Origin of the sequence: Pseudomonas cerasi (assembly GCF_900074915.1) — a bacterium.
Taxonomy (GTDB): domain Bacteria; phylum Pseudomonadota; class Gammaproteobacteria; order Pseudomonadales; family Pseudomonadaceae; genus Aquipseudomonas; species Aquipseudomonas cerasi.
This window is the reverse complement of the sequence record NZ_LT222319.1, coordinates 3,999,846-4,026,149: the sequence shown is the minus strand read 5'-3', so window position 1 is coordinate 4,026,149 and position 26,304 is coordinate 3,999,846. Positions and strand designations below refer to the sequence as shown.

21 protein-coding genes and 3 tRNA genes are annotated in these 26,304 nt (G+C 58.6%); 19 read left to right on the top strand and 5 right to left on the bottom strand.

The annotated features are described in order from the left end of the window. Positions 1 to 50: 50 nt before the first annotated feature. On the bottom strand, positions 51 to 2,651 hold the full coding sequence (gene acnB, locus PCPL58_RS20300; RefSeq protein WP_004414089.1) for a bifunctional aconitate hydratase 2/2-methylisocitrate dehydratase: 2,601 nt from the start codon (positions 2,649 to 2,651) through the stop codon (positions 51 to 53). 402 nt (positions 2,652 to 3,053) lie between these two features. Between acnB and PCPL58_RS20295 the strand changes: the two genes are divergently transcribed. The 5 genes from PCPL58_RS20295 (at position 3,054) to PCPL58_RS20275 (ending at position 7,745) form a co-directional block, all read left to right on the top strand. Further along, positions 3,054 to 3,524, top strand: coding sequence for a DUF1289 domain-containing protein (locus PCPL58_RS20295; RefSeq protein ID WP_065350283.1), 471 nt, complete (start codon positions 3,054 to 3,056; stop codon positions 3,522 to 3,524). A gap of 84 nt (positions 3,525 to 3,608) precedes the next feature. Continuing rightward, positions 3,609 to 4,220 carry a MiaE family protein gene (locus PCPL58_RS20290; RefSeq protein ID WP_065350282.1) on the top strand — a complete coding sequence of 204 codons (612 nt, stop codon included), beginning with the start codon at positions 3,609 to 3,611 and terminating at the stop codon, positions 4,218 to 4,220. Between the two features lie 153 nt (positions 4,221 to 4,373). Next, positions 4,374 to 4,862 carry a MarR family winged helix-turn-helix transcriptional regulator gene (locus tag PCPL58_RS20285; protein ID WP_065350281.1) on the top strand — a complete coding sequence of 163 codons (489 nt, stop codon included), beginning with the start codon at positions 4,374 to 4,376 and terminating at the stop codon, positions 4,860 to 4,862. A gap of 72 nt (positions 4,863 to 4,934) precedes the next feature. Continuing rightward, on the top strand, positions 4,935 to 6,143 hold the full coding sequence (locus PCPL58_RS20280; protein WP_003368538.1) for an HlyD family secretion protein: 1,209 nt from the start codon (positions 4,935 to 4,937) through the stop codon (positions 6,141 to 6,143). Between the two features lie 42 nt (positions 6,144 to 6,185). Beyond that, positions 6,186 to 7,745, top strand: coding sequence for a DHA2 family efflux MFS transporter permease subunit (locus tag PCPL58_RS20275; protein WP_269454002.1), 1,560 nt, complete (start codon positions 6,186 to 6,188; stop codon positions 7,743 to 7,745). Between the two features lie 264 nt (positions 7,746 to 8,009). Here the strand turns inward: PCPL58_RS20275 and lpxH are convergent, their stop codons facing one another. Then, the gene (gene lpxH, locus PCPL58_RS20270; protein ID WP_065350279.1) at positions 8,010 to 8,756 is read right to left on the bottom strand and encodes a UDP-2,3-diacylglucosamine diphosphatase; all 747 of its coding nucleotides are present in this window, start codon (positions 8,754 to 8,756) and stop codon (positions 8,010 to 8,012) included. Further along, positions 8,753 to 9,256 (bottom strand): peptidylprolyl isomerase, encoded by a 504-nt coding sequence (locus tag PCPL58_RS20265; RefSeq protein WP_003404493.1) that lies wholly within the window; start codon positions 9,254 to 9,256, stop codon positions 8,753 to 8,755. Before PCPL58_RS20265 ends, lpxH begins: the two co-directional genes overlap by 4 nt. A 207-nt stretch (positions 9,257 to 9,463) precedes the next feature. On the opposite strand from PCPL58_RS20265, the gene PCPL58_RS20260 reads away from it, so the two are divergent. Together PCPL58_RS20260 and cysS are read left to right on the top strand one after the other, a co-directional pair. Beyond that, a complete protein-coding gene (locus tag PCPL58_RS20260) occupies positions 9,464 to 11,158 on the top strand; it encodes a glutamine--tRNA ligase/YqeY domain fusion protein (protein ID WP_065350278.1) in 1,695 nt (564 codons plus the stop codon). Positions 11,159 to 11,182: 24 nt separating this feature from the next. Beyond that, positions 11,183 to 12,565 (top strand): cysteine--tRNA ligase, encoded by a 1,383-nt coding sequence (cysS, locus tag PCPL58_RS20255; RefSeq protein WP_003368543.1) that lies wholly within the window; start codon positions 11,183 to 11,185, stop codon positions 12,563 to 12,565. A 166-nt stretch (positions 12,566 to 12,731) separates the two neighbouring features. On the opposite strand, the gene PCPL58_RS20250 is transcribed toward cysS, so the two are convergent. Beyond that, complete coding sequence (locus PCPL58_RS20250) at positions 12,732 to 14,585, bottom strand: sigma-54-dependent Fis family transcriptional regulator (protein ID WP_065350277.1); 1,854 nt, start codon at positions 14,583 to 14,585, stop codon at positions 12,732 to 12,734. A 299-nt stretch (positions 14,586 to 14,884) separates the two neighbouring features. Between PCPL58_RS20250 and PCPL58_RS20245 the strand changes: the two genes are divergently transcribed. The 6 genes from PCPL58_RS20245 (at position 14,885) to PCPL58_RS20220 (ending at position 20,907) form a co-directional block, all read left to right on the top strand. After that, a complete protein-coding gene (locus tag PCPL58_RS20245; protein ID WP_004414069.1) occupies positions 14,885 to 15,979 on the top strand; it encodes an ABC transporter ATP-binding protein in 1,095 nt (364 codons plus the stop codon). Beyond that, positions 15,979 to 17,094 carry an ABC transporter ATP-binding protein gene (locus PCPL58_RS20240; RefSeq protein WP_065350276.1) on the top strand — a complete coding sequence of 372 codons (1,116 nt, stop codon included), beginning with the start codon at positions 15,979 to 15,981 and terminating at the stop codon, positions 17,092 to 17,094. The genes PCPL58_RS20245 and PCPL58_RS20240 overlap by 1 nt, the downstream gene beginning before the upstream one ends. Then, positions 17,087 to 17,953 (top strand): carbohydrate ABC transporter permease, encoded by an 867-nt coding sequence (locus PCPL58_RS20235; protein WP_002552729.1) that lies wholly within the window; start codon positions 17,087 to 17,089, stop codon positions 17,951 to 17,953. Before PCPL58_RS20240 ends, PCPL58_RS20235 begins: the two co-directional genes overlap by 8 nt. A gap of 10 nt (positions 17,954 to 17,963) precedes the next feature. Beyond that, on the top strand, positions 17,964 to 18,764 hold the full coding sequence (locus tag PCPL58_RS20230; RefSeq protein WP_004414065.1) for a carbohydrate ABC transporter permease: 801 nt from the start codon (positions 17,964 to 17,966) through the stop codon (positions 18,762 to 18,764). Positions 18,765 to 18,776: 12 nt separating this feature from the next. Then, a complete protein-coding gene (locus tag PCPL58_RS20225) occupies positions 18,777 to 19,049 on the top strand; it encodes a DUF2160 domain-containing protein (protein WP_003415748.1) in 273 nt (90 codons plus the stop codon). 85 nt (positions 19,050 to 19,134) lie between these two features. Next, a complete protein-coding gene (locus PCPL58_RS20220; RefSeq protein WP_065350275.1) occupies positions 19,135 to 20,907 on the top strand; it encodes an ABC transporter substrate-binding protein in 1,773 nt (590 codons plus the stop codon). Between the two features lie 62 nt (positions 20,908 to 20,969). On the opposite strand, the gene folD is transcribed toward PCPL58_RS20220, so the two are convergent. Further along, a complete protein-coding gene (gene folD, locus PCPL58_RS20215; RefSeq protein ID WP_003368557.1) occupies positions 20,970 to 21,824 on the bottom strand; it encodes a bifunctional methylenetetrahydrofolate dehydrogenase/methenyltetrahydrofolate cyclohydrolase FolD in 855 nt (284 codons plus the stop codon). Positions 21,825 to 22,117: 293 nt separating this feature from the next. Between folD and PCPL58_RS20210 the strand changes: the two genes are divergently transcribed. From PCPL58_RS20210 to clpX, 6 genes are all read left to right on the top strand, one after another. Next, positions 22,118 to 22,194: transfer RNA gene (locus PCPL58_RS20210), tRNA-Arg, on the top strand. 51 nt (positions 22,195 to 22,245) lie between these two features. Continuing rightward, a tRNA-His gene (locus tag PCPL58_RS20205) sits at positions 22,246 to 22,321 on the top strand. 56 nt (positions 22,322 to 22,377) lie between these two features. Further along, positions 22,378 to 22,462: transfer RNA gene (locus tag PCPL58_RS20200), tRNA-Leu, on the top strand. Between the two features lie 382 nt (positions 22,463 to 22,844). Then, positions 22,845 to 24,155 carry a trigger factor gene (tig, locus tag PCPL58_RS20195; RefSeq protein ID WP_003315274.1) on the top strand — a complete coding sequence of 437 codons (1,311 nt, stop codon included), beginning with the start codon at positions 22,845 to 22,847 and terminating at the stop codon, positions 24,153 to 24,155. Between the two features lie 91 nt (positions 24,156 to 24,246). Then, entirely contained in the window at positions 24,247 to 24,888 is a 642-nt protein-coding gene (clpP, locus tag PCPL58_RS20190) for an ATP-dependent Clp endopeptidase proteolytic subunit ClpP (RefSeq protein ID WP_002552734.1), read from the top strand. Positions 24,889 to 24,994: 106 nt separating this feature from the next. Then, positions 24,995 to 26,278: an ATP-dependent Clp protease ATP-binding subunit ClpX gene (gene clpX / locus PCPL58_RS20185; protein ID WP_003368559.1), complete on the top strand. Its 1,284-nt coding sequence runs from the start codon at positions 24,995 to 24,997 to the stop codon at positions 26,276 to 26,278. Positions 26,279 to 26,304 lie beyond the last annotated feature (26 nt).

Genomic DNA, 26,304 nt, shown 5'->3' with positions numbered 1-26,304 from the left:
AAAAAAACCCCATCGCGAGGATGGGGTTCTTATGGTGCCTGCTTTCGTGCTTACACTTGAACGGCCGGGATGTTGGCGTTCGCAGCGGCTTCACGGAACTCGGCGATCTGATCGAAGCTCAGGTAGCGGTACACGTCCGCTGCCATGGTATCGATCTGGTTGGCGTAGCTCATGTACTCTTCGACCGTCGGCAGACGACCCAGAATAGACGCAACGGACGCCAGCTCGGCCGAGGCCAAGTAGACGTTCGCGCCGTCACCCAGACGGTTCGGGAAGTTACGGGTCGACGTCGACACTACGGTCGAGTTCGGTTCCACGCGTGCCTGGTTACCCATGCACAGCGAGCAGCCCGGCATTTCCATGCGCGCGCCAGCCTTGCCGTAGATGCCGTAGTAGCCTTCTTCGGTCAGCTGGTGAGCATCCATCTTGGTCGGCGGCGACAGCCACAGACGCGTCGGCAGCTGGCCCTTGACCTGATCCAGCAACTTGCCCGCAGCGCGGAAGTGGCCGATGTTGGTCATGCAGGAGCCGATGAACACTTCATCGATCTTCTCGCCCTGTACCGAAGACAGCAGGCGGGCATCGTCCGGGTCGTTCGGCGCGCAGAGCACAGGCTCCTTGACGTCGGCCAGATCGATTTCGATGATTTCGGCGTACTCGGCGTCCTTGTCGGCTTCCAGCAGCTCCGGGTTGGCAACCCAGGCTTCCATCGCCTGAGCACGACGCTCCAGAGTGCGCGGATCACCGTAGCCCTGTTCGATCATCCAGCGCAGCAGGGTGATGTTCGAATTCAGGTATTCGATGATCGGCTCTTTGGCCAGCTTGATGGTGCAACCGGCAGCCGAACGCTCGGCAGAGGCGTCGGACAGCTCGAAAGCCTGTTCGATGCTCAGGTTGTCGAGGCCTTCGATCTCCAGGATGCGACCGGAGAATGCGTTCTTCTTGCCTTTCTTCTCTACGGTCAGCAGGCCAGCCTGAATCGCGTAGTAAGGAATGGCGTGAACCAGGTCGCGCAGGGTGATGCCAGGCTGCATCTTGCCCTTGAAGCGAACCAGGATCGATTCAGGCATGTCCAGCGGCATGACGCCCGTTGCAGCGGCGAACGCCACCAGGCCGGAGCCGGCCGGGAAGGAGATACCGATCGGGAAGCGGGTGTGCGAGTCGCCACCGGTACCGACGGTGTCCGGCAGCAGCATGCGGTTCAGCCAGCTGTGGATGATGCCGTCGCCCGGACGCAGGGAAACGCCGCCGCGGGTCATGATGAAGTCAGGCAGCGTGTGGTGCGTCTTGACGTCGATAGGCTTCGGATAGGCTGCGGTGTGGCAGAACGACTGCATGACCAGGTCGGTCGAGAAGCCCAGGCACGCCAGGTCTTTCAGTTCGTCGCGAGTCATCGGGCCAGTGGTGTCCTGGGAGCCGACGGTGGTCATCTTCGGTTCGCAGTAGGTGCCCGGACGAACGCCCGCTACGCCGCATGCCTTGCCGACCATCTTCTGCGCCAGGGTGTAACCCTTGGTGCTTTCGGCTGGCTGGTCAGGGGTCTTGAACAGGTCGAACTCCGGCAGGCCCAGTTCGGCGCGCGCCTTGCTGGTCAGGCCGCGGCCGATGATCAGCGGAATACGGCCGCCAGCGCGGACTTCGTCGAGCAGCACCGGGGTCTTCATTTCGAAGGTGGTGATGACTTCGTCGCTGTCGTGCTTGCAGACCTTGCCAGCGTAGGGGTAGACGTCGATCACGTCACCCATGTTGATGTTCGAGACATCGAATTCGATTGGCAGAGCGCCAGCATCTTCCATGGTGTTGTAGAAGATCGGAGCAATTTTGCTGCCGAAGCAGAAACCGCCGGCACGCTTGTTCGGGACGTAAGGGACGTCGTCGCCGAAGAACCAGAGTACCGAGTTGGTTGCCGATTTACGCGAGGAACCGGTACCGACCACGTCACCGACGTAGGCAATCGGGAAGCCCTGACCGCGCATTTCTTCGATCTGCTTCATCGGGCCGATGGCGCCCTGGACGTCAGGGACGATCCCGTCACGGGCCATTTTCAGCATGGCCAGTGCGTGCAGCGGGATGTCTGGACGCGACCAGGCATCAGGGGCAGGGGACAGGTCGTCGGTGTTGGTTTCGCCGGTGACCTTGAAGACGCGCAGGCTGATCTTGTCGGCCAGCGTCGGACGCTTCTTGAACCACTCGCCGTCGGCCCAGGACTGCAGGACAGCCTTGGCGTGGGCATTGCCGTTCTTGGCTTTTTCGGCCACGTCGTGGAAGGCGTCGAACATCAGCAGGGTGTGCTTGAGTTGTTCGGCAGCGACTGGCGCGAGGGTGGCGTCGTCGAGCAGTTCAACCAGGGTGACGATGTTGTAGCCACCTTGCATGGTGCCGAGCAGTTCGGTAGCGCGTTTTTTGTCGATCAGGGGAGAAGTGGCTTCGCCCTTGGCCAGGGCAGACAGGAAACCGGCCTTGACGTAGGCAGCTTCGTCAACGCCTGGCGGAACGCGATTGGTGATCAGGTCGACAAGGAAAGCTTCTTCGCCAGCCGGGGGATTCTTCAGCAGCTCGACCAGGCCTGCAGTTTGTTCGGCGTTAAGCGGCTGGGGCACGATGCCCTGGGCGGCACGCTCTTCGATATGTTTACGGTAGGCTTCAAGCACAGTATTAACCCTCATCAGTGGTCCCAAATGGGTGTCCGGGACGCTCATCCAGAAATCGCCCGTACCCACGCAAGGCTTATTGAGCCTTGTTGGCAGGGTAGCGGTGATTCCTAACAGAAGCTGTTTTCAAAGTTTTACGCCTGCAGGGCGGGGGGAGTGGCGGTCGACACGGCCATTCGTGATGAGGGAATGGCCTGTCGACGCCGCACTGCGGGATTAACTTGACTGTGCTCGTGACGCTTTGAAAACAGCTTCCAACGGACATTGGCGCCTTAAAAGGCTCGCTGATTCTACGCCAAAACTTTGCCGAAGGTAAGTTAGCCCCTACATCTTCGGGGGTGAACTTGCTTAGACAAAGGGCTAACATGAGCCCCTGTTTTGCCTTCCCCAGTCCTGCCTGACATGCCCGATTATATTATCAAAACCCCCTGCGTCGGCCTTTGCTCCACTGTTTACGGGGATCTGGTGTGCCGTGGCTGCAAGCGCTTCCACCACGAGGTCATCCACTGGAACGGCTATAACGAGGATGAAAAAAGAGCGGTCTGGCTGCGTCTGGAGCAACTGCTGGTCCAGGTGATGACTGCCAAGCTCGAAGTCTTCGATGCCGACAAGCTGCGTGCGCAGCTGACCCAGCGCAAGATCCGCTTTGTGCCACACCAGTCCGAATACTGCTGGGCTTACCAGTTGATCGCCCGTGGCGCACGGGTCATCAGCCAGGTCGAGGCCTATGGTTTCGTGTTGTTGCCGGAGTTTCGCGACTGGACGCTGCCGGAACTGCGCGATGCCATCGACCGCGAGTTTTTCCTGCTCTCCGAGGCGCACTATCAGCGCTATATCGCGCCGGGCTTTCTGCTCGACGCATTCGGCGCCTGACAAAACCGGCATGCTTTTGTGTCGCGAGGTACCGTGGCTCCTCGTATAATGCGCGGCCGTGCCTCTCCGTCATTCTGTGAGCCTATGTACCCGATCCCTGAAATCGAAGTCTTTCTGCTTTGCCGCACCCCCGACAGCTGGGTCCAGGCCGCGCTGCGCAATCTGGACATCCTGCTGATCGACCATGCGAACAACGAGAAGAAGGCCGCCGGGGCTGCGTTCCAGTTCATGTTTCAGTACAACGACAAGTTCGACCTGTTGAGCAAGATGTCGCGTCTGGCCCGGGAAGAGCTGCGCCACTTCGAGCAAGTCATCAGCATTATCAGAAAGCGCCAGATCCCCATGGCCAACATCAGCTCGGCCCGTTATGCCGGAGCGCTGCGCAAGCTGGTGCGCAATCACAACCCCTACCGGCTGACCGATGCGCTGATCGTCGGTGCCATCGTCGAGGCTCGTTCCTGTGAGCGATTCGCCGCGCTGGTGCCGCATCTTGACGAAGAGCTGGCCAAATTCTATGGCGGTCTGCTGAAGTCCGAAGCGCGGCACTTTCAGGACTACCTCAAGCTGGCTTACAGCTATGGCGACAAGGCTGATATCGATGCCAAGATCGAGGAGATCCGTCTGGCCGAGCGTGAGCTGATCGAAAGCCCTGACGAAGAGTTCCGCTTTCACAGTGGCGTCCCTGTCGCCGCCTGATTCCTCTCGCACGTCCGCCCCCCAAAACGACCGCCTTGCCAGCGGTCGTTTTTTTATGGGGATTTAGTAAGCACGCTAATAAATGCTTTGACAACGGCTGCCTAGGCAGTAATATTTTGCAATCACTGCCTAGGCAGCTATCTGGGTCAATCCGTGAAACATTTCAGCCCCGACAATTTCGAATCCAGCCTCATCGGGCTGCTGGTCGGTCGTACCAATACGCTCAAAGACCGCATGCTCGACAAGTACCTGCTGCCCTATGACGTGACGTTCGCGCAGTTCAAGGTGCTGATCATCATTGCCCAGTTTTCTACCGATACCCCCGTGGAATTGTGTCGGCACCTGTCACTGGACAGCGGTTCGATGACCCGCATGCTCGATCGTCTGGAACAGAAAGGGCTGGTGGTGCGCAAGCGCTCCGCGACCGATCGTCGTCAGGTGCGTCTGGCGCTGACCGAGCAGGGACAGGCGCTTTCCGATCTGTTGCCGCAGATTGGCGCCGACGCGATGAATGACACGTTCGCCGCGCTCGACAGTGAAGAGGTCGAGAGCCTGAAAAGAATTCTCACCAAGGTGCTGGTGGCTGCCGATGACCACATCACCCTGACTCGTTTGAGCTTCAACCCCAAAGCTAAAAGCTGAGCAGCCGACGTGTTGGCAGGCGTGAGCCTGATCGCCGTCGTTCCGTCGCTTCGCTGATTAAAGGTAACTGCCATGGCCACTGCTGCCGCTGAAAACACATCTGCCCAGGCTCCTCAACAGGAGCCGAAGTCTGGCAAGCGCAAGTTCCTGCTGATCGGGCTTGCCATTGTCGTGGTGATCCTCGCACTGGGCATCTGGGCCTGGTACGAGATCTACGGCCAATGGAGCGAAGAGACCGACGACGCCTATGTCAATGGCAACGTGGTCGAAATCACCCCGCTGGTCACCGGAACCGTCATCAGTATTGGTGCCGACGATGGTGATCTGGTGCACGAAGGGCAGGTCCTGCTCAAGTTTGACCCGAGCGATGCCGAAGTCTCGCTGCAGAGCGCCGAGGCCAATCTGGGCAAGGTTGTGCGCCAGGTGCGCGGCCTTTACAGCAACGTCGATGGCATGAAAGCGCAACTGGCCGCGCAGCGTGCTGCGGTGCAGACCGCTCAGGACAACTATAACCGTCGTCGCAGCCTCGCAGCCGGCGGGGCGATTTCCCAGGAAGAGCTGTCGCACGCAAGAGACAGCCTGACCAGCGCGCAGAGCGCCCTGAACAATATTCAGCAGCAACTCAGCACCAGCGTGGCGTTGGTCGATGACACCGTGGTGTCCTCGCACCCGGACGTCAAGGCTGCGGCCGCACAGTTGCGTCAGGCCTACCTGGCCAATGCACGTTCGACGCTGGTGGCACCGGTCACCGGCTACGTCGCCAAGCGCACCGTGCAACTGGGGCAACGCATTCAGCCGGGCACTGCAACCATGGCGGTCATTCCGCTGGATCAGTTGTGGATCGATGCCAACTTCAAGGAAACCCAACTGGGCAAGATGCGCATCGGTCAGCCAGTGGAGATCAGCTCCGACCTGTATGGCAGCGATGTGAAGTACAGCGGCACCATCGACAGCCTAGGGGCCGGTACCGGCAGTGCCTTTGCGTTGTTGCCTGCGCAGAATGCCACTGGCAACTGGATCAAGATTGTCCAGCGTGTGCCGGTGCGGGTGCACATCAACCCTGAAGAACTGGCGAAGTACCCGTTGCGTATCGGCCTGTCGACAACGGTTGAAGTCAATCTGCATGACCAGAGCGGTCCGGTCCTGGCGCAACAGCCGCGCAAACAGGCGGCCTTCAGCACTCAGGTGTACACCGAGCAACTGGCTGACGCCGACGCGCTGATCGCCCGCCTGATTCACGAGAACAGTGCGCCCGGTGGCAAGACTGCTGTTCAGCGCTGAACCGCCAATCCGTGAGCCCCGGCCTGCTGGCCGGGGTGTCGCATTCGTCTTCAGGGATTCGCGATGAGCAACAACACCCCCGCTTCTTTTACCCCGCCAAGCCTGTTGCTGTGCACCATCGGTCTGTCGCTGGCGACCTTCATGCAGGTGCTCGATACCACGATTGCCAACGTGGCGCTGCCGACCATCGCCGGCAATCTGGGTGTCAGCTCGGAGCAGAGCACCTGGGTGATCACCTCGTTTGCGGTCAGCAACGCGATTGCCTTGCCGCTGACCGGCTGGCTCAGTCGCCGCTTCGGTGAGGTCAAGCTGTTCCTGTGGGCCACCATTCTGTTCGTGATGGCTTCGTTTCTGTGCGGTATTTCCCAGTCCATGCCGGAACTGGTGGGCTTTCGCGCGCTGCAGGGCATGGTCGCCGGTCCGCTGTATCCGATGAGTCAGACCTTGCTGATCGCGGTGTACCCACCCGCCAAAAGAGGCATGGCCCTGGCATTGCTGGCGATGGTGACGGTGGTGGCGCCCATTGCCGGTCCGATCCTCGGTGGCTGGATCACCGACAGCTATAGCTGGCCCTGGATCTTCTTCATCAACATTCCCATCGGCCTGTTCGCCGTGCTGGTGGTGCGTACCCAGATGGCCAAAAGGCCGGTCACGACTGCTCGTCAGCCGTTGGACTATATTGGCCTGATAGCGCTGATCGTCGGTGTGGGCGCGCTGCAGATAGTGCTCGACAAGGGTAATGATCTGGATTGGTTCGAGTCGAACTTCATCATCTTTGGCTCGCTGATTTCGCTGGTCGCGTTGATCTTCTTCGTGATCTGGGAAATGACCGACAAGCATCCGATCGTCAACCTGCGCCTGTTTGCCTACCGCAATTTCCGCATCGGCACACTGGTCATGATCGGCGGCTATTCCGGCTTCTTCGGCATCAACCTGATATTGCCGCAGTGGTTGCAGACCCAGATGGGCTACACCGCCACCTGGGCTGGGCTGGCCGTCGCGCCGATTGGCATCCTGCCGGTACTGATGTCGCCCTTTGTCGGCAAGTACGCGCACAAATTCGATCTGCGTCTATTGGCCGGGCTGGCATTCCTGGCGATGGGGTTGAGTTGCTTCATACGTGCAGGCTTCAACACCGACGTGGATTTCGAGCATGTGGCGATGGTGCAGTTGTTCATGGGCATTGGCGTGGCACTGTTCTTCATGCCGACTCTGAGTATTCTGCTGTCTGACCTGCCGCCCAATCAGATCGCCGATGGTTCAGGGCTGGCAACCTTCCTGCGCACCCTGGGCGGCAGCTTCGCAGCCTCGCTCACCACCTGGATCTGGATTCGCCGCGCCAACCAGCATCATGCCTACCTGAGTGAAAACATCAGCACCTTCGACCCAGCCACCCGCCACGCCCTTGACAGCCTGGGCGGCGCCAGCCCGCAGGCCTACGCGCAACTGGAGCAGACCCTCAACGCCCAGGCCTACATGATGTCCACCGTGGATTACTTCTACCTGCTGGGCTGGATATTCGCAGGACTGATCCTGCTCGTCTGGCTGGCCAAGCCCCCATTCGCCGCCAAGGCGGGGCCTGCGGCAGGGGGCGGGCACTAATTTCTTATGCGCCTATCTGAACCGTGCCTTTGGCCAAACTGCTCTAAAGTGCTTTTTCAACCGCGATGGCACAGACGACGCAGAGTGCGACGTTAGTGACAGGGCGAAGGAACCCGACGAAGTCGGGCCGGAAACAGGAGCGGGGAGTTTGCTCACTTTGGTCCCTCAAAGTGAGTCGTCGAGGGGCGAAAAGGTGACTTGAGTCGAACGCCAATCCATCTGATGTCACGGAGCAGCTGTGCTCTCAGCTGCGTTCCCGCGCAATCAATTCAACAGCGCAGTCGTTTCAGGCACAAAGTCGAACGAGTTCAGGCTGAAACCCTGATCATCCACCTGCAACACCCAGCCCTGACGATCCCAGTCACCCAGCACAATGCGCCTAGCCGCCTGATCGCCAATCTGCAACTTATGAATCGCCGGACGATGAGTGTGACCGTGGACCAACGTACGCACGCCGAACTGCTGCATGATCCGCGGCACCTCGTCCGGCGTCACATCGACAATATCGTTGGCCTTCATACGGGTTTGCGCACGGCTCTCATTACGCAACTTGCGCGCCAGCTTATGGCGGGTGCCCAGCGGCAAATGGCGCAGAATGAAAAGCGTCAGCGGATGGCGCAGATAGCGACGCATCCGGATATAACCTTCATCGCGGGTGCACAGACTGTCGCCGTGCATCAGCAGCACCAGCTCACCGTTCAACTGCACGACGCTCGGGTCACTCAGCAGCGTGCAGCCTGCTGCCTTGCAGAAACCCTTGCCGAGCATGAAATCACGGTTGCCGTGCATCAGAAAAATTCGTGTGCCGCTGTCGCTCAACTCGCGCAGGGCCTTGCAGATCGAAAGCTGGAACGGCGACATCGCGTCGTCACCGATCCAGACTTCAAAAAAATCCCCGAGGATATACAGCGACTCGGCGTCGCGAGCGCGTCCTGCGAGCAGATCCAGAAACGCCCGGGTAATGTCCGGGCGCTCCTGTTCAAGGTGCAGATCGGAGATCAGCAGTATCACTCAACGATCTCGGCTTTCTCGATGATCACGTCTTCTACCGGGACGTCCTGATGGCCGGCCTTGCTGGAAGTTGCCACGCCTTTGATCTTGTCGACGACGTCAGTGCCTTCGATCACTTCACCGAATACAGCGTAACCCCAGCCCTGAACGGTCTTGGCGCTGTGGTTCAGGAAGGCGTTGTCAGCGACGTTGATGAAGAACTGCGCAGAGGCCGAATGCGGCTCCATGGTGCGGGCCATGGCGACGCTGTACTTCTTGTTCGGCAGACCGTTGTCGGCTTCGTTCTGGATGCTCGGGCGCTTGTCTTTCTTTTCTTTCATGCCAGGCTCGAAACCGCCGCCCTGAACCATGAAGTTGCCGATCACACGGTGGAAAACCGTGTTTTCGTAATGACCGGCTTTAACGTATTCGATGAAGTTGGCAACGGTCAGCGGCGCCTTTTCTTCGTTCAGTTGCAGCACGATGTCGCCGTGGTTGGTAGTCAGCTTTACATTAGGCATTTGGGAAGTCGCTCTCTAGTCATGCATGAATGGGCAGATTATGACCCTGACGCGCAGTTTACAGACGAGGTTACATTTTTCAGCGCTTTTGCAGCTTTTATGCCTTCAAATACGCAGTCTGTTGTCAGGGACTTGACAGCTTCGGCTATGATAAGCGCTTTGATTTAGTCGGCCTACCCTGGCCGCGCACGTATGTCCAAGGATCCTATGAGCAAGCCCACTCCAGAACCCGCTGCCCATTCAAAGGCAGGTCCAGCCGTACCGACCAATTTCCTGCGTCCTATCGTGCAGGCAGACCTGGACTCGGGCAAGCACAGCAAAATCGTGACCCGCTTTCCGCCGGAGCCCAACGGCTACCTGCACATCGGTCACGCCAAGTCGATCTGCGTGAACTTCGGTCTGGCCAAGGAGTTCGGTGGCGATACGCACCTGCGTTTCGATGACACCAACCCGGCCAAGGAAGACCAGGAATACATCGACGCCATCATGAGTGACGTCAAGTGGCTGGGCTTCGAATGGGCGGGCGAAGTGCGCTACGCCTCGCAGTATTTCGACCAGTTGCACGACTGGGCGGTCGAGCTGATCAAGGCGGGCAAGGCTTACGTTGACGATCTGACCCCCGAACAGGCGCGCGAATATCGCGGCACCCTGACCGAGCCGGGCAAGAACAGTCCGTTCCGCGAACGCGGCGTCGAGGAAAACCTCGACCTGTTCGCGCGCATGAAAGCCGGCGAGTTCGAGGATGGCGCTCGTGTACTGCGCGCCAAAATCGACATGGCCTCGCCGAACATGAACCTGCGTGACCCGATCATCTACCGCATTCGTCATGCGCATCACCATCAGACCGGCGACAAGTGGTGCATCTACCCGATCTATGACTTCACCCACGGTCAGTCGGATGCCCTCGAAGGCATCACCCACTCGATCTGCACCCTGGAGTTCGAAAGCCATCGTCCGCTGTACGACTGGTTCCTCGACAACTTGCCGGTGCCGTGCAAGCCGCGCCAGTATGAGTTCTCGCGCCTGAACCTGAACTACACCATCACCAGCAAGCGCAAGCTCAAGCAACTGGTTGACGAGAAACACGTTAGTGGCTGGGATGACCCGCGCATGTCGACGCTGTCGGGCTTCCGTCGTCGTGGCTACACGCCGAAATCGATTCGCAATTTCTGCGAAATGATCGGCACCAACCGCTCTGACGGCGTGGTCGATTTCGGCATGCTCGAATTCAGCATCCGCGACGACCTGGACCACAGCGCGCCGCGCGCCATGTGCGTGCTGCGCCCGCTGAAAGTGGTCATCACCAACTACCCGGAAGGCCAGGTCGAGACGCTGGAACTGCCGCGCCACTCGAAAGAGGACCTGGGCATGCGCGAGCTGCCGTTCTCGCGGGAGCTCTACATCGACCGCGACGATTACATGGAAGAGCCGCCGAAGGGCTACAAGCGTCTTGAGCCCAATGGCGAAGTGCGTTTGCGTGGCAGCTATGTGATCCGCGCCGATGAAGCGATCAAGGATGCCGACGGCAACATCGTCGAGTTGCGTTGCTCCTACGATCCGGACACCCTGGGCAAGAACCCTGAGGGCCGCAAGGTCAAGGGCGTCGTGCACTGGGTGCCGGCAGCCGAGAGCGTAGAGTGCGAAGTGCGTCTGTACGATCGTCTGTTCCGTTCGCCAAACCCTGAAAAAGCCGAAGAGGGCGCAAGCTTTCTGGACAATATCAACCCGGACTCCCTGCAAGTACTGACCGGTTGTCGCGCCGAGCCCTCGTTGGGCCAAGCGCAACCGGAAGACCGTTTCCAGTTCGAACGCGAAGGTTATTTCTGCGCGGACATCAAGGACTCCAAACCTGGTCGACCTGTCTTCAACCGCACCGTGACGTTGCGGGATTCCTGGACCTGATGCTGTACGTTTGAGGGGGAGCACGTGCTTTCTATCTACAACACGCTCACCAAGAGCAAAGAAGTTTTCAAGCCGCTGGATGGCAACAAGGTGCGCATGTACGTCTGCGGGATGACCGTGTATGACTACTGCCACCTGGGCCATGGCCGCAGCATGGTTGCGTTCGATCTGGTGACGCGCTGGCTGCGCTTCAGCGGTTATGAACTGACCTATGTGCGCAACATCACCGATATCGACGACAAGATCATCAACCGGGCGCGGGAAAACGGTGAGTCGTTCGACGCACTGACCGCGCGCATGATCGGTGCCATGCACGAGGACGAGGCGCGCCTCAACATCCTCAAGCCAGACATGGAACCGCGTGCCACCGATCATATCCCCGGCATGCACGCCATGATCCAGACCCTGATCGACAAGGGCTATGCCTATGCGCCGGGTAACGGCGATGTGTATTACCGGGTCGGCAAGTTTCAGGGTTACGGCAAGCTGTCGCGCAAGAAGATCGAAGACCTGCGCATCGGCGCGCGCATCGAAGTGGACGAGTCCAAGGAGGATCCGCTGGACTTCGTGCTCTGGAAAGGTGTCAAGCCGGGCGAGCCGAGCTGGGAATCGCCCTGGGGTGCAGGACGTCCCGGCTGGCATATCGAGTGCTCGGTGATGTCGACCTGCTGCCTGGGCGAGACCTTCGATATTCATGGCGGCGGCAGCGACCTCGAGTTTCCGCACCATGAAAACGAAATCGCCCAGAGCGAAGCGGCCACCGGCAAGACCTACGCCAATGCCTGGTTACACTGCGGCATGATTCGCATCAATGGCGAGAAGATGTCCAAGTCCTTGAACAACTTCTTCACCATCCGCGACGTGCTGGAGAAATACCACCCGGAAGTGGTGCGTTACCTGCTGGTGTCGAGCCACTACCGCAGCGCGATCAACTATTCCGAAGACAGCCTGCGTGAGTCGAAGGCGGCACTTGAGCGTTTCTATCACGCGCTCAAGGGCCTGCCGCTCGCCGAGCCTGCGGGTGGCGAGGCGTTCGTCGAGCGTTTCAGCGCGGCGATGAACGATGACTTCGGTACACCTGAAGCCTGCGCGGTGCTGTTCGAGATGGTTCGCGAGATCAATCGTCTGCGTGAGTCCGATGTCGCAGCGGCGGCGGGTCTGGCGGCGCGCTTGAAGCAACTGGCCAGCGTGCTGGGTGTCCTGCAACTCGAAGCCGACGATTTTTTGCGCGCTGGCGCGGAAGGGCGGGTTAATGCGGCTGAAGTGGAGGCGCTGATTCAGGCGCGTCTGGCTGCGCGTGCCGCGAAAGACTGGGCCGAGTCCGACCGTATCCGCGACCAGATCACCGCCATGGGTGTGCTTCTGGAAGACGGCAAGGGCGGCACCACCTGGCGTCTGGCGGACTGATCAAGTAAGGCGGCTGGGTGACGCGAAGCGTCATGAAGTGCATTCCCACGCGGAACATGGGAACGATAATGACCCGGAAGACTATCGTGCCCACGCTCCGCGTGGGCATGCTGTTCTGGACGCTCCGCGTCCTGTCCTCGATGCTCGGCCTGCCGAGCGTCGAACACTAAACGATCCGCTGTTCCCGCAACCGCTTGTACAGTGTGTTGCGGCTGACGCCCAGACGTTTGGCCAACTGTGAAATATTCCCGCCTGCCGCTTGAAACAATTGGCCGAGATCCTCGGTCGCGTGAAGGCGCGTGGCCGATTCCTGAGTTCTGGCCGGGATAGGGCATTCCTCATTCACCTGTGCATCGAGCAGAAAGTCCTCGGGCAAATGGTCAGTGCCGATCGGCTGTTCGTCGGCCAGTGCCAGCGCCACCTGAATCACACTGTTGAGCTGGCGCAGATTACCCGGCCAAGGGTGATGCTCGAATAACTCAAGTACCTCTCTGGAAAAGCCTGCACGCTGATGGGCATCACGGTGCCGCTCCCAGATTCGCTGGATAAGCGCATGCTTGTCAGTCCGCTCGCGCAGGGGAGGAAGTTCGATGCTCAGGCCGCTGATCCGGTAATAAAGATCCTGGCGGAAAAGCCCCGCCTGGACCTGATCGCGCAGGCTTCGGTTGGTGGCTGAAATCAGGCGTATGTCGACCGGATACAACTCGCTGCTGCCCAGTGGCTGAACGCAGCGCTCTTGAAGCACGCGCAGCAGCCGCGCCTGTACCGGCATCGGCATGTCGCCCACTTCGTCGAGAAACAGCGTGCCTTTGTCGGCCTTGCGGATCAGGCCGATGCTGCCCTTCTGATTGGCCCCGGTGAAGGCGCCTCTTTCATAGCCAAACAGCTCGGCCTCGACCAGTTCGGCCGGGATCGCTGCGCAGTTGACGGCGATCAGAGGCTGGCCGGCGCGCGCACTGGCCTGATGCAGGGCTTTGACAAACACTTCCTTGCCGACCCCGGTTTCCCCGTGGATCAGCAGCGGAATGTCTTTTTCCAGCAGCCGCTGCGCCTGACGCACGGCTTTTTCGATTTTTGCATCACCCAGGCTGATCGCCTTCAGGTCAAGACTCTGCGGCGCCACGGGTGCCTGAACTGGCTGTACGCTGTGCAGCTTGAGCGGCTTGCGGGTCGGCCGCTTGAGCAGGCACTGAAAGCGATTGTTGCCAAATGCATGCAATGCAAACGGACGCGCTTCGGTCTCGCTGAGCAATTGCAGGATCGGACATTTGAACAGCGTCTCGATGCTGGCGCCGGCCGGAGTCTTCCCCAGCAGGGCGTCGGCACGCCGATTGGCGCACAGGATCTGGCCGCTTTCGTCAAAAATCAGCAGGCCAGCCCATTGGCTGTCGAGGTTGTTCAGACCGGTATTGAAGATCAACTGGAAGTGGGAATCGCGGAACTGGTCGAGGATCAGGCGGTTTTCCACCGACTGGCTCATCATTTTGACCATGCCCAGCGTGTGCGAGGGTGGCAGGAAGCTGTCACTGGACACATCCAGCACGGCAATGATGCGCCTGTCGGCGTCGAAGATCGGTGAGGCCGAACCGGTCATGAAGCGATTGGCCTTGAGGAAATGCTCGTCCGGTTCGATATGGATGGCCTGTTCGCAGGCCAGCGCCGTGCCGATGGCGTTGGTGCCCGTGCCGCGTTCGCTCCAGCTGGCACCGGGCATGAAGCCCTGAGCCTGGGACGATTCGACGAAGCGTTGCGCACCCCAGGACTTGAGCAACTGACCTTGAGGGTCGGCCAGAAGAATCAGGCAGCTGGAGTTGCTGAGAATGTTTTCGTAGACCGGCAGGACCTCCTGATGGGTGGTCTGTACCAGTCCGCGATGGCGCTCCAGCAGCCTGGAAACCTCCGCCCCCGGCAGTTGGCCGAATGAGGGGCGCGTCTGATGACTGAGGCCGAAGTCCCGGCAGCGGGTCCATGAGTCCTGAATGATGATGTCGTGAGCAAGCGAAGCGCTGGTTTGAGACATGAGGATGCCTGCGAATATGACGTATTGTTTTTGTTTTTAGGTCCCGTCGGCGTGACCATCCTTGCCCGCAACGTCCGTCCAGTGTCGTTCAGTTTTGTTCAAAGTCAATGTTCATTTTGTTCAAGTGTTCAGTATTTTCTGTTCATTATTGTTCAGCTGTGAAAGGCGTTTCGTCCCCTGAATACGGGCGAACGCTCTGTTTCGGGCTTCACCGGCGATCCGCCTGAGCTGGCACGAATGTCGCTATCTGCAAACAGTCACGCATTCACCCTTAAGAAAAAAACAACAAAGGGCACGCCATGTCACTCACGCTGGAGCATGTCAGTCGCGCCGTCGATGGCCAGGTCTGGATCGACGACGCCTCCCTGAGCTTTGAGCCGGGATCATTCAACGTTCTGCTGGGGCGCACCCTGTCCGGCAAAACCAGCCTGATGCGCTTGATGGCCGGGCTGGACAAGCCGGACAGCGGGCGAGTGCTGATGAACGGGGTCGATGTCACCCATCGTCCGGTTCGTCTGCGCAACGTCTCGATGGTTTATCAGCAGTTCATCAATTACCCGAGCATGACGGTGTTCGAAAACATCGCCTCGCCGCTGCGTCAGGCCGGTCTGTCCAAAGATGTGATCCACAGCCGGGTGCAGGAAACCGCGAAGATGTTGCGCATCGAAAAATTCCTGCAACGCCACCCCCTCGAACTGTCCGGTGGGCAGCAGCAGCGCACCGCGATGGCCAGAGCGCTGGTCAAGGACGCCGAGCTGATCCTCTTCGATGAACCGCTGGTCAACCTCGATTACAAGCTGCGCGAAGAGCTGCGCCAGGAAATGCGTGAGCTGTTCGCCGCTCGCCATACCATCGCCATCTACGCCACTACCGAGCCCAATGAAGCGCTGGCGCTGGGCGGCACCACCACCATCCTGCATGAAGGGCGGGTGGTGCAGAGCGGCAAGACCCCTGAGGTCTATCATCGACCCGCGACTGTGCTGGCCGCCGAGCTGTTCTCCGAACCGCCGATCAACCTCATGCCGGGCCGTATAGACGGCAATGAAGTCAGCTTCGCCAACTTCGTGCATTTCCCGCTCAACGTCGACCTGCGGGCTGTCGGCGACGGCGAGTATCGTTTCGGCGTGCGCCCCAGCCATTTGAGCCTGGTGCCGTCCAACGATGACGATCTGGAACTGGCGGTCACCGTCGAGCTGGCGGAAATCAGTGGTTCGGAAACCTTCCTGCATGTGCGCAACGAGCTGTTCTCGCTGGTCCTGCATCTGCCAGGCGTGCATGCCTATGACGTCGATGCGGCGATTCGGGTGTACATCCCGACCCACAAATTGTTTGTATTCGATCAGCAGGGCGGCCTGATTCAGGCGCCGGGCCTGCGTATGGCGAGGGTTGCCTGATGGCCGAGATCCGCTTGCAGAACCTTGCGCACAGCTACAGTGCCAAGCCTGGTCCTGACGACTATGCAATTCGCGAGATGAGCCACGTCTGGGAGCAGGGTGGTGCTTACGCGCTGCTCGGGCCTTCCGGGTGTGGCAAGTCAACCCTGCTCAACATCATTTCCGGTCTGCTCAGTCCGTCGCAGGGCCAGGTGCTGTTCGACTCGAAAGTAGTCAATGAGCTGCCCCCGGAGCGTCGCAACATCGCTCAGGTTTTCCAGTTTCCAGTGATCTACGACACCATGACGGTGTTCGATAATCTGGCCTTTCCGTTGCGCAATCAGGGCCTGGACGAGGCGCGGATTCTCATCAAGGTCAACGAAATTGCCGATGTCCTGGACCTGCAGCCGCTGCTGAAAAAGAAAGCGCGCAACCTCAGCGCGGACGAAAAGCAGAAAGTCTCCATGGGTCGCGGGCTGGTGCGCGATGACGTGTCGGCGATCCTCTTCGACGAACCGTTGACTGTGATTGACCCACACCTGAAGTGGAAACTGCGGCGCAAGCTCAAGCAGATCCACGAGCAGTTCAATATCACCATGGTCTACGTCACTCACGATCAACTGGAGGCGTCGACTTTCGCCGACAAGATCGCCGTGATGTATGGCGGTCAGATCGTCCAGTTCGGCACGCCGCGGGAGCTGTTCGAGAAGCCGTCGCACACCTTTGTCGGCTATTTCATCGGCAGCCCGGGGATGAATCTGATTGAAGTTACGCCGCAGCCGGGCGGGGTCGGTTTTGCGGATATTCACCTGCCGCTGCCTGAGTCGTTGCAGCAACGGCTCGCCAATACACCGTGGAAAAGTCTGAAAGCAGGCATTCGTCCCGAGTTCGTTCATGTCTGGGACGGACCTTACGACGATGCGATGTGTGCCGACGTGACCTATGTGGAAGACCTCGGCACCTACAAGATCATCACCCTGAAACTGGGCGGGCAACTGCTGAAGGTGCGGCTGCAGGAAGACAAACCGGTGCCGCAAGGCCGGGCCTGGATCAGCTTTCCGGGGCAATGGCTGATGCTCTATGCAGATGATTACCTGATCGAAGCCGGCCCTGCCAGTGAGGTGTCCCATGCGTAAGGTTCAGAACAACAAGGCCTGGTGGCTGGTGATGCCGGTGTTTCTGCTGGTGGCATTCAGCGCGATTATCCCGATGATGACTGTGGTCAACTATTCGGTGCAGGACATCTTCGACCAGTCCAGCCGCTATTTCGTCGGCACTGACTGGTTCCGGCAGGTCCTGCAGGACCCGCGTCTGCATGACTCGCTGCTGCGTCAGTTCATTTATTCGGGCTGTGTACTGCTGATCGAGATCCCGCTGGGTATCGCGATTGCCCTGACCATGCCGACCAAAGGGCGCTGGTCGTCGTTGTGCCTGATCGTGATGACCATTCCACTGCTGATCCCGTGGAACGTGGTCGGCACGATCTGGCAGATCTTCGGCCGTGGTGATATCGGTTTGCTGGGGTACACGCTGAACAACGTGCTGGGCATCAACTACAACTACGCCGCCAATGCCTCGGATGCCTGGGTGACGGTGCTGGTCATCGATGTATGGCACTGGACCTCGCTGGTGGCCTTGCTTTGCTATTCAGGGTTGCGGGCGATTCCGGATGTGTATTACCAGGCGGCACGCATCGATCGTGCGTCCGGTTGGGCGATCTTCCGGCACATCCAGTTGCCGAAGATGAAAAGCGTGCTGCTGATCGCGGTGATGTTGCGCTTCATGGACAGCTTCATGATCTACACCGAGCCGTTCGTGCTGACCGGTGGCGGGCCGGGCAACTCCACCACTTTCCTCAGTCAGACCCTGACCACCATGGCGCTCGGGCAGTTCGACCTGGGGCCTGCGGCCGCGTTCTCGCTGGTGTATTTCCTGATCATTCTGTTGGTGTCATGGGTGTTCTACACCGCCATGACTCACAGCGAAAAGAATTGAGGGGCTGGTCATGAGTCTGCGCAAAACCATACCGCTGTGGATTTACCTGTTGTTTCTGCTGGTGCCGATCTACTGGCTGATCAACATGTCGTTCAAGACCAATACCGAGATCCTGGGTGGCCTGACCCTGTGGCCGCAGGATTTCACCCTGGCCAACTACAAGGTGATCTTCACTGACGAGAGCTGGTACAGCGGCTACCTCAACTCGCTGTACTACGTGTGCCTCAATACCGTGATATCGCTGAGCGTCGCACTGCCGGCAGCCTATGCGTTTTCACGCTATCGTTTTCTCGGCGACAAGCACCTGTTCTTCTGGCTGCTGACCAACCGCATGGCACCACCGGCAGTCTTCCTGCTGCCATTTTTCCAACTGTATTCGTCCATCGGCCTGTTTGACACGCACATCGCCGTTGCACTGGCGCACTGTCTGTTCAACGTTCCGCTGGCCGTGTGGATTCTGGAGGGTTTCATGTCCGGTGTTCCCAAGGAAATCGATGAAACGGCCTACATAGACGGTTACAGCTTTCCCAAGTTTTTCGTGAAGATTTTCATTCCACTGATTGGCTCGGGTATCGGTGTCACCGCGTTTTTCTGCTTCATGTTCTCCTGGGTCGAGCTGTTGCTGGCGCGCACCCTGACGTCAGTGAACGCCAAGCCGATCGCTGCGGTGATGACCCGCACCGTCTCGGCATCGGGTATCGATTGGGGGGTGCTGGCGGCGGCAGGGGTGTTGACCATTCTGCCGGGCATGCTGGTGATCTGGTTCGTTCGCAACCATGTGGTCAAGGGCTTTGCTCTTGGTCGTGTCTGAGGAGTCGAAAAAATGGAGTGGATGTCCTGGACACTGCCCACTGCGGCCTTCTTTATCAGCATTGCGCTGCTGCTGGCAGGAATGACCGTATGGGAATTGCGCTCGGCAAGTATCGAGCGCCGCGGTTTTCTGCCGATTGCCACCACGCGTGGCGACCGTCTTTTCATTGGGCTTTTAGGTAGCGCTTATCTGCATTTGCTGGTGATCGGCGCGACGGACTGGAGCATCTGGATCGCTTCTGGGGCTTCCCTGGTGTGGCTGTTGGTGGTGATGCGTTGGGGTTAGAGGGCGGCCGGGCGTGGTTGCCGGGGTGATCCGGTCGGCAGTATTGAAAAAAGCGGGACTACATGAAAGCAATCTGGAGATGACTATGTTCAATAAGAAAAACAAGCTGCAACATAGCGTGACGCTGGCAACCATGATCATGCTCAGCGGGTTGAGCGTGTCGGCATGGGCGGATCAGTACGAAGATGCGGCGAAGAAGTGGGCGGCGAGCGAGTTCAAGCCGAGCACGCTTTCCGATGCCGAGCAGTTGAAAGAGCTGGAGCGGTTCATCGAAGCTGCCAAGCCGTTTCGTGGCATGGACATCAAGGTGGTGTCGGAAACCCTGACCACCCATGAATACGAGTCCAAGACCCTGGCCAAGGCGTTCACCGAAATCACCGGTATCAAAGTCACCCATGACTTGCTGCAGGAAGGTGATGTCATCGAAAAGCTGCAGACCGCCATGCAGTCGGACAAGAGTATCTACGACGGCTGGGTCAACGACTCGGACCTGATCGGTACGCACTTTCGCTACGGCAAGGCCCTGTCTCTGACGGATCTGATGGCCAGTCCGGAAGGCAGCAAAGTCACGTCGCCGACGCTGGACCTGAAAGACTTCATCGGCACCTCGTTTACCACTGCTCCGGATGGCAAGCTTTATCAACTGCCTGACCAGCAGTTCGCCAACCTGTACTGGTTCCGTGCCGACTGGTTCGAACGTCCCGACCTGAAAAAGAAATTCAGGGACAAGTACGGCTATGAACTGGGCGTTCCGGTCAACTGGTCGGCTTACGAGGACATCGCCAAGTTCTTCAGCGAAGACGTCAAGGAGATCGACGGCAAGAAAGTCTTCGGGCACATGGACTATGGCAAGAAAGACCCGTCACTGGGCTGGCGTTTCACCGATGCCTGGTTCTCCATGGCCGGCAGCGGCGACAAGGGTTTGCCTAACGGTCTGCCGGTGGATGAGTGGGGTATTCGCGTCGAAGACTGCCATCCGGTCGGCTCCAGCATTACCCGCGGTGGCGACACCAACGGCCCGGCGGCAGTGTTCGCTACGCAGAAATACATCGACTGGCTGAAAGCCTATGCGCCGCCGGAAGCGGCGGGCATGACCTTCTCCGAATCCGGGCCGGTGCCGTCGCAGGGTAACGTCGCGCAACAGATTTTCTGGTACACCGCCTTTACCGCCGACATGACCAAGCCGGGCCTGCCGGTAATGAATGCTGACGGCACGCCGAAGTGGCGCATGGCGCCTTCGCCGAAAGGCCCTTACTGGAAGGAAGGCATGAAGCTTGGCTACCAGGATGTGGGTTCATGGACGTTCCTGAAGTCGTCCGACGAGAAAAAGCGTCTGGCCGCCTGGCTGTATGCGCAGTTCGTGACCTCGAAAAGCGTTTCGCTGAAGAAAACCATCGTCGGCCTGACGCCGATTCGCGAGTCGGACATCAACTCCAAGGAGATGACCGCGCTGGCGCCCAAGCTGGGAGGTCTGGTGGAGTTCTATCGCAGCCCGGCCCGCGTTCAATGGTCGCCTACCGGCACCAACGTGCCTGACTATCCGAAGCTGGCACAGCTGTGGTGGAGCCATGTGGCCGAGGCGGTCACTGGCGAGAAGACTGCGCAGGAGGCCCTCGACGGTCTGGCCAAGGACCAGGATGCAATCATGACGCGCATTGAGCGTTCCAAGGTTCAGGAAGCCAGCAAGTGTGCGCCGAAGATGAATCCGGAAACCACTGCGGAAGCCTGGTACAAGAAGGCCGAAGAGAGCAACGGCAAATTCCTCGCGCCACAGCGCAAACTGGCCAACGAGAAACCCAAGGGTGAAACCATCGCCTACGCTGACCTGCTGAAAAGCTGGGAGGCTGGCAAGAAGTAAGGTTTTGTCGAGGTAAAAAAAACGGCACCTAGAAGGTGCCGTTTTTTATTGCTGCAGGCTGATCAGTCGTGCAGGGTTTCTGCGGCGTACAGCGTGTTTTCCAGCAGGCAGGCGCGGGTCATGGGGCCAACGCCGCCCGGAACCGGAGTGATCCAGCCGGCGCGGGGCAGGGCGGTCTCGTAAACCACGTCGCCTACCAGCTTGCCGTCTTCCTGGCGATTGATGCCGACATCGATGACGATGGCACCTGGCTTGATCCATTCGCCTTTGACAAGGCCTGGCTTGCCGGCGGCAACCACCACCAGATCGGCACGACCTACATGGCCTGCCAGATCCTTGGTGAAACGGTGGGTCACCGTGACGGTGCAGCCCGCCAGCAGCAGTTCCATTGCCATTGGGCGACCGACGATGTTGGACGCACCGACGACGACGGCATCCAGCCCGTACAGGTCGACACCGGTGCTTTCCAGCAGGGTGATGATGCCTTTTGGGGTGCACGGGCGCAGCAGCGGGATGCGCTGGGCGAGACGGCCCACGTTATAAGGATGGAAACCGTCCACGTCCTTGTCCGGGCGGATGCGCTCCAGCAGCAGCGATGCGTCCAGATGGGCTGGCAAAGGCAATTGCAGGAGGATGCCGTCGACAGCGGCGTCTTCATTGAGGCGGTCGATCAGATCGGTCAGTGCGGTCTGAGTGGTCTCAGCGGGCAAGTCGTAGGCCTGGGAGATAAAGCCGACTTCCTCGCAGTCCTTGCGCTTGTGAGAGACATAGACCTGGGACGCGGGGTCGCTGCCGACCAGAATCACCGCGAGGCCCGGCGTACGCAGACCTTGCTGGCTACGTTCGGCGACACGTTTGGCGATCTGCTGGCGCAGGCTGGCGGCGATCGCCTTGCCGTCGATTAGTTTTGCAGTCATGACGCGTGATTAACCATCGAGAGGAAATAAAATGAGCGCGCATTCTCGCATGACATGGCGCGAGGGCAAAGGCGCATGCATTGGATATTCCGCTAACTCCTTTATCTAGCTGAATTTTTTTCAAAAAAAGGTTGACGACCCCAGGGGCCGTCTATAAGATTCGTCGCACTTGCCGGGCAGAGCCCAGCACTGGTTAAGCTAGCACTGGTTGATTAGGTCAGGCAGAGTTGCAAATCAGCTCGGTGTGATTGAAAGCCTTTTAGTTTGTTATCGCAAGAATACAAATTATATAAGTGCCCGTAGCTCAGCTGGATAGAGCATCCGCCTTCTAAGCGGATGGTCGCAGGTTCGAGTCCTGCCGGGTGCGCCATTTAAGGCAGCTTTGGCACAGCAAGTAAGTTTTATCGTCACGCGCAATATGGTGGGCGTAGCTCAGTTGGTAGAGCACAGGATTGTGACTCCTGCGGTCGTGGGTTCGAACCCCATCGTCCACCCCATATTAAGAAGGGCGCCAGATTCATAGTCTGGCGCCTTTGCTTTAAAAGTCTGAAATGCGGATGTGGTGGAATTGGTAGACACACTGGATTTAGGTTCCAGCGCCGCAAGGTGTGAGAGTTCGAGTCTCTCCGTCCGCACCAGGATAAATGTAGCCGACTATCAGTGTTTCGGTTGCAAAAAGGTACAAAAAAAGCCGCCTAGTGCGGCTTTTTTTTGTTTTGGCGTATTCGTTCCATCGCCTCGCTGGTCCGTCGGCCCTGTCGCCGTCGGTCGATCGAGGCGTGCTATGCAGATGGATTCGGTCATCGTCCGGTGCAGATGCTTCCTTATATAGGGGCCGTGCCAGACACGTCGCGAGTGATGCGAGGTGTTTTCCTTTCTCCTCCGGCTGCAGGCCGATTCCTTCTTGTTAACCCGCCCTTTTTCAGTAGGGTGACTTCTTGAGTTTGACCCACTAGAATGCATGCCCTTGATTCTGGGGTCGGAAACGGCCGGCTAACGTCTGTGCAACGAGGAATATCCATGCAAGTTTCTGTTGAAAATACTTCCGCTCTTGAGCGCCGCATGACAATTGGCGTGCCTGCCGAGCGCATCGAGACCGAAGTCAACAAGCGTCTGCAACAGACCGCGCGCAAAGCCAAGATCCCGGGCTTCCGCCCTGGCAAGGTGCCTATGAGCGTGATTCGTCAGCGTTATGAGGACGGCGCACGTCAGGAAGCACTGGGCGATCTGATTCAGGCTACTTTTTATGAAGCTGTGGTTGAGCAGAAGCTGAACCCGGCTGGTGCTCCTGCTGTAGAGCCCAAGTCGTTCGAAAAAGGCAAAGATCTGGAATACGTGGCTACTTTCGAAGTATTCCCGGAATTCACCGTTGCCGGCTTCGATAGCATCTCCGTAGAGCGCCTGTCTGCCGACGTGGCCGACAGCGATCTGGACAACATGCTTGAAGTGCTGCGCAAGCAGAACGTTCGTTTCGAAGTGGCTGATCGTGCTGCCCAGAACGAAGACCAGTTGAACATCGATTTCGTCGGCAAGGTCGACGGCGAAGTGTTCGCTGGCGGTTCCGCTACCGGTACCCAGCTGGTTTTGGGTTCCGGCCGCATGATCCCGGGTTTCGAAGACGGCCTGGTTGGCGCCAAGGCCGGTGAAGAGCGCGTTCTGAACGTGACCTTCCCAGAGGACTATCAGAACCTCGAGCTGGCCGGCAAGGCTGCCGAGTTCACCGTGACCGTCAACACCGTTTCCGAGCCAAAGCTGCCTGAGCTGAACGAAGAGTTCTTCAAGCAGTTCGGTATCAAGGAAACCGGTATCGAAGGCTTCCGCACCGAAGTTCGCAAGAACATGGAGCGCGAGCTGCGTCAGGCGATCAAGTCCAAGGTCAAGAATCAGGTCATGGACGGTCTGCTGGCCGCCAACCCGATCGAAGTGCCCAAGGCGCTGCTGGAAAACGAAGTCAACCGTCTGCGTGTGCAGGCCGTTCAGCAGTTCGGTGGCAACATCAAGCCTGACCAGCTGCCGGCAGAGCTGTTCGAAGAGCAGGCCAAGCGCCGCGTCGAGCTGGGTCTGATCGTTGCCGAGGTCGTCAAGCAGTTCGACCTCAAGCCTGATGATGCTCGCGTTCGCGAAATGATTCAGGAAATGGCCTCTGCCTATCAGGAGCCTGAGCAGGTCGTTGCCTGGTACTACAAGAACGAGCAGCAAATGAACGAGGTACGTTCTGTTGTGCTTGAAGAGCAAGTTGTAGATACTGTTTTGCAGAAAGCTAGCGTGACCGACAAATCGGTCTCCTACGAAGAAGCTGTCAAGCCGGTGGAAGCTCCAAAAGCCGACTGATTTCTCTTTTCGTGCGAAAACACCCACAAGCCAGCCTTCGCGCTGGCTTGTGCGTATTCAAGACTCGACTATTTGGGAGTGAATGCAGGACATGTCCCGCAATTCTTATATTCAGCAGAACTCTGACATCCAGGCCGCTGGCGGCCTGGTCCCGATGGTTATCGAGCAGTCCGCCCGTGGCGAACGCGCCTATGACATCTACTCGCGCCTTCTCAAGGAGCGAGTCATCTTTATGGTTGGTCCGGTAGAGGACTACATGGCCAACCTTATCGCGGCGCAACTGCTTTTCCTTGAAGCGGAAAACCCGGACAAGGATATCCATCTCTACATCAACTCGCCGGGCGGTTCGGTGACTGCAGGCATGTCGATCTACGACACCATGCAGTTCATCAAGCCGGACGTTTCGACCATCTGTATCGGTCAGGCTTGCAGCATGGGTGCATTCCTGCTGGCCGGTGGTGCAGAAGGCAAGCGTCACTGCCTGCCCAACTCGCGAATGATGATTCACCAGCCGCTGGGCGGTTTCCAGGGGCAGGCGTCGGACATCGACATCCATGCCAAGGAAATCCTGCACATTCGTCATCGTCTCAACTCGCTGCTGGCTCATCACACCGGCCAGAGCCTCGAAACCATCGAGCGCGATACCGAGCGTGACAACTTCATGAGCGCAGAGCGTGCAGCCGAATACGGCCTGATCGACTCGGTGATCAACAAGCGTCAAATGCCTGCCTAAGCGGCTCAAAATGTAGGGGGTCGGGACAACCGACCGCCTGCGGACTTGAAAAAGCCCGCAATAGCCTTCATCTTGTGTTGCAAGCCTACCGGATTGGATCGATCGAATGACTGACACCCGCAACGGCGAGGACAACGGCAAATTGCTCTATTGCTCCTTCTGTGGCAAAAGCCAGCATGAAGTGCGCAAATTGATTGCCGGCCCCTCGGTCTTTATCTGCGACGAGTGCGTCGACCTGTGCAACGACATCATCCGTGAGGAGGTGCAGGAAGCCCAGGCCGAAAGCAGCGCGCATAAATTGCCTTCGCCAAAAGAAATCAGCGGCATCCTTGACCAGTATGTAATCGGTCAGGAACGTGCCAAAAAGGTTCTCGCAGTAGCGGTGTACAACCACTACAAGCGTCTGAATCAGCGTGACAAGAAGAACGACGACGTCGAACTGGGCAAGAGTAACATCCTGCTGATCGGACCTACGGGTTCCGGCAAGACGTTGCTGGCCGAAACTCTGGCTCGCCTGCTCAACGTACCGTTCACCATCGCTGACGCCACCACCCTGACCGAAGCCGGTTATGTGGGTGAGGACGTCGAAAACATTATCCAGAAGCTGTTGCAGAAATGTGATTACGATGTCGAGAAGGCCCAGATGGGTATTGTCTACATCGACGAAATCGACAAGATTTCGCGCAAATCCGACAACCCTTCGATCACTCGTGACGTGTCCGGTGAAGGCGTGCAGCAAGCCTTGCTGAAACTGATCGAGGGCACCGTGGCTTCCGTTCCGCCTCAAGGTGGTCGCAAGCACCCGCAGCAGGAATTCCTGCAGGTGGACACGCGTAATATCCTCTTTATCTGCGGTGGCGCCTTCTCGGGCCTGGAAAAGGTCATTCAGAACCGTTCCACCCGTGGCGGCATCGGCTTCAACGCCGAGGTTCGCAGCAAGGAGGAGGGCAAGAAGGTCGGCGAGTCGCTGCGTGAAGTCGAACCTGACGATCTGGTCAAGTTCGGTCTGATTCCCGAGTTCGTGGGCCGTCTGCCGGTGCTTGCAACGCTGGACGAGCTGGATGAGGCTGCGTTGATACAGATCCTCACCGAGCCGAAGAACGCACTGACCAAGCAGTACGCCAAGCTGTTCGAGATGGAAGGTGTGGACCTCGAGTTCCGTACCGATGCGCTGAAATCGGTTGCCCGTCGCGCGCTGGAGCGCAAGACCGGTGCCCGTGGCCTGCGTTCGATCCTCGAGGGCGTGCTGCTCGACACCATGTACGAAATCCCGTCGCAAAGCGATGTGAGCAAGGTGGTGATCGACGAAAGCGTTATCGATGGAACGTCCAAGCCGTTGTTGATCTACGAAAACAACGAGCCGCCTGCCAAGGTTGCTCCCGACGCATAAACGCGTGTTCATATGCGTGTGAAGTA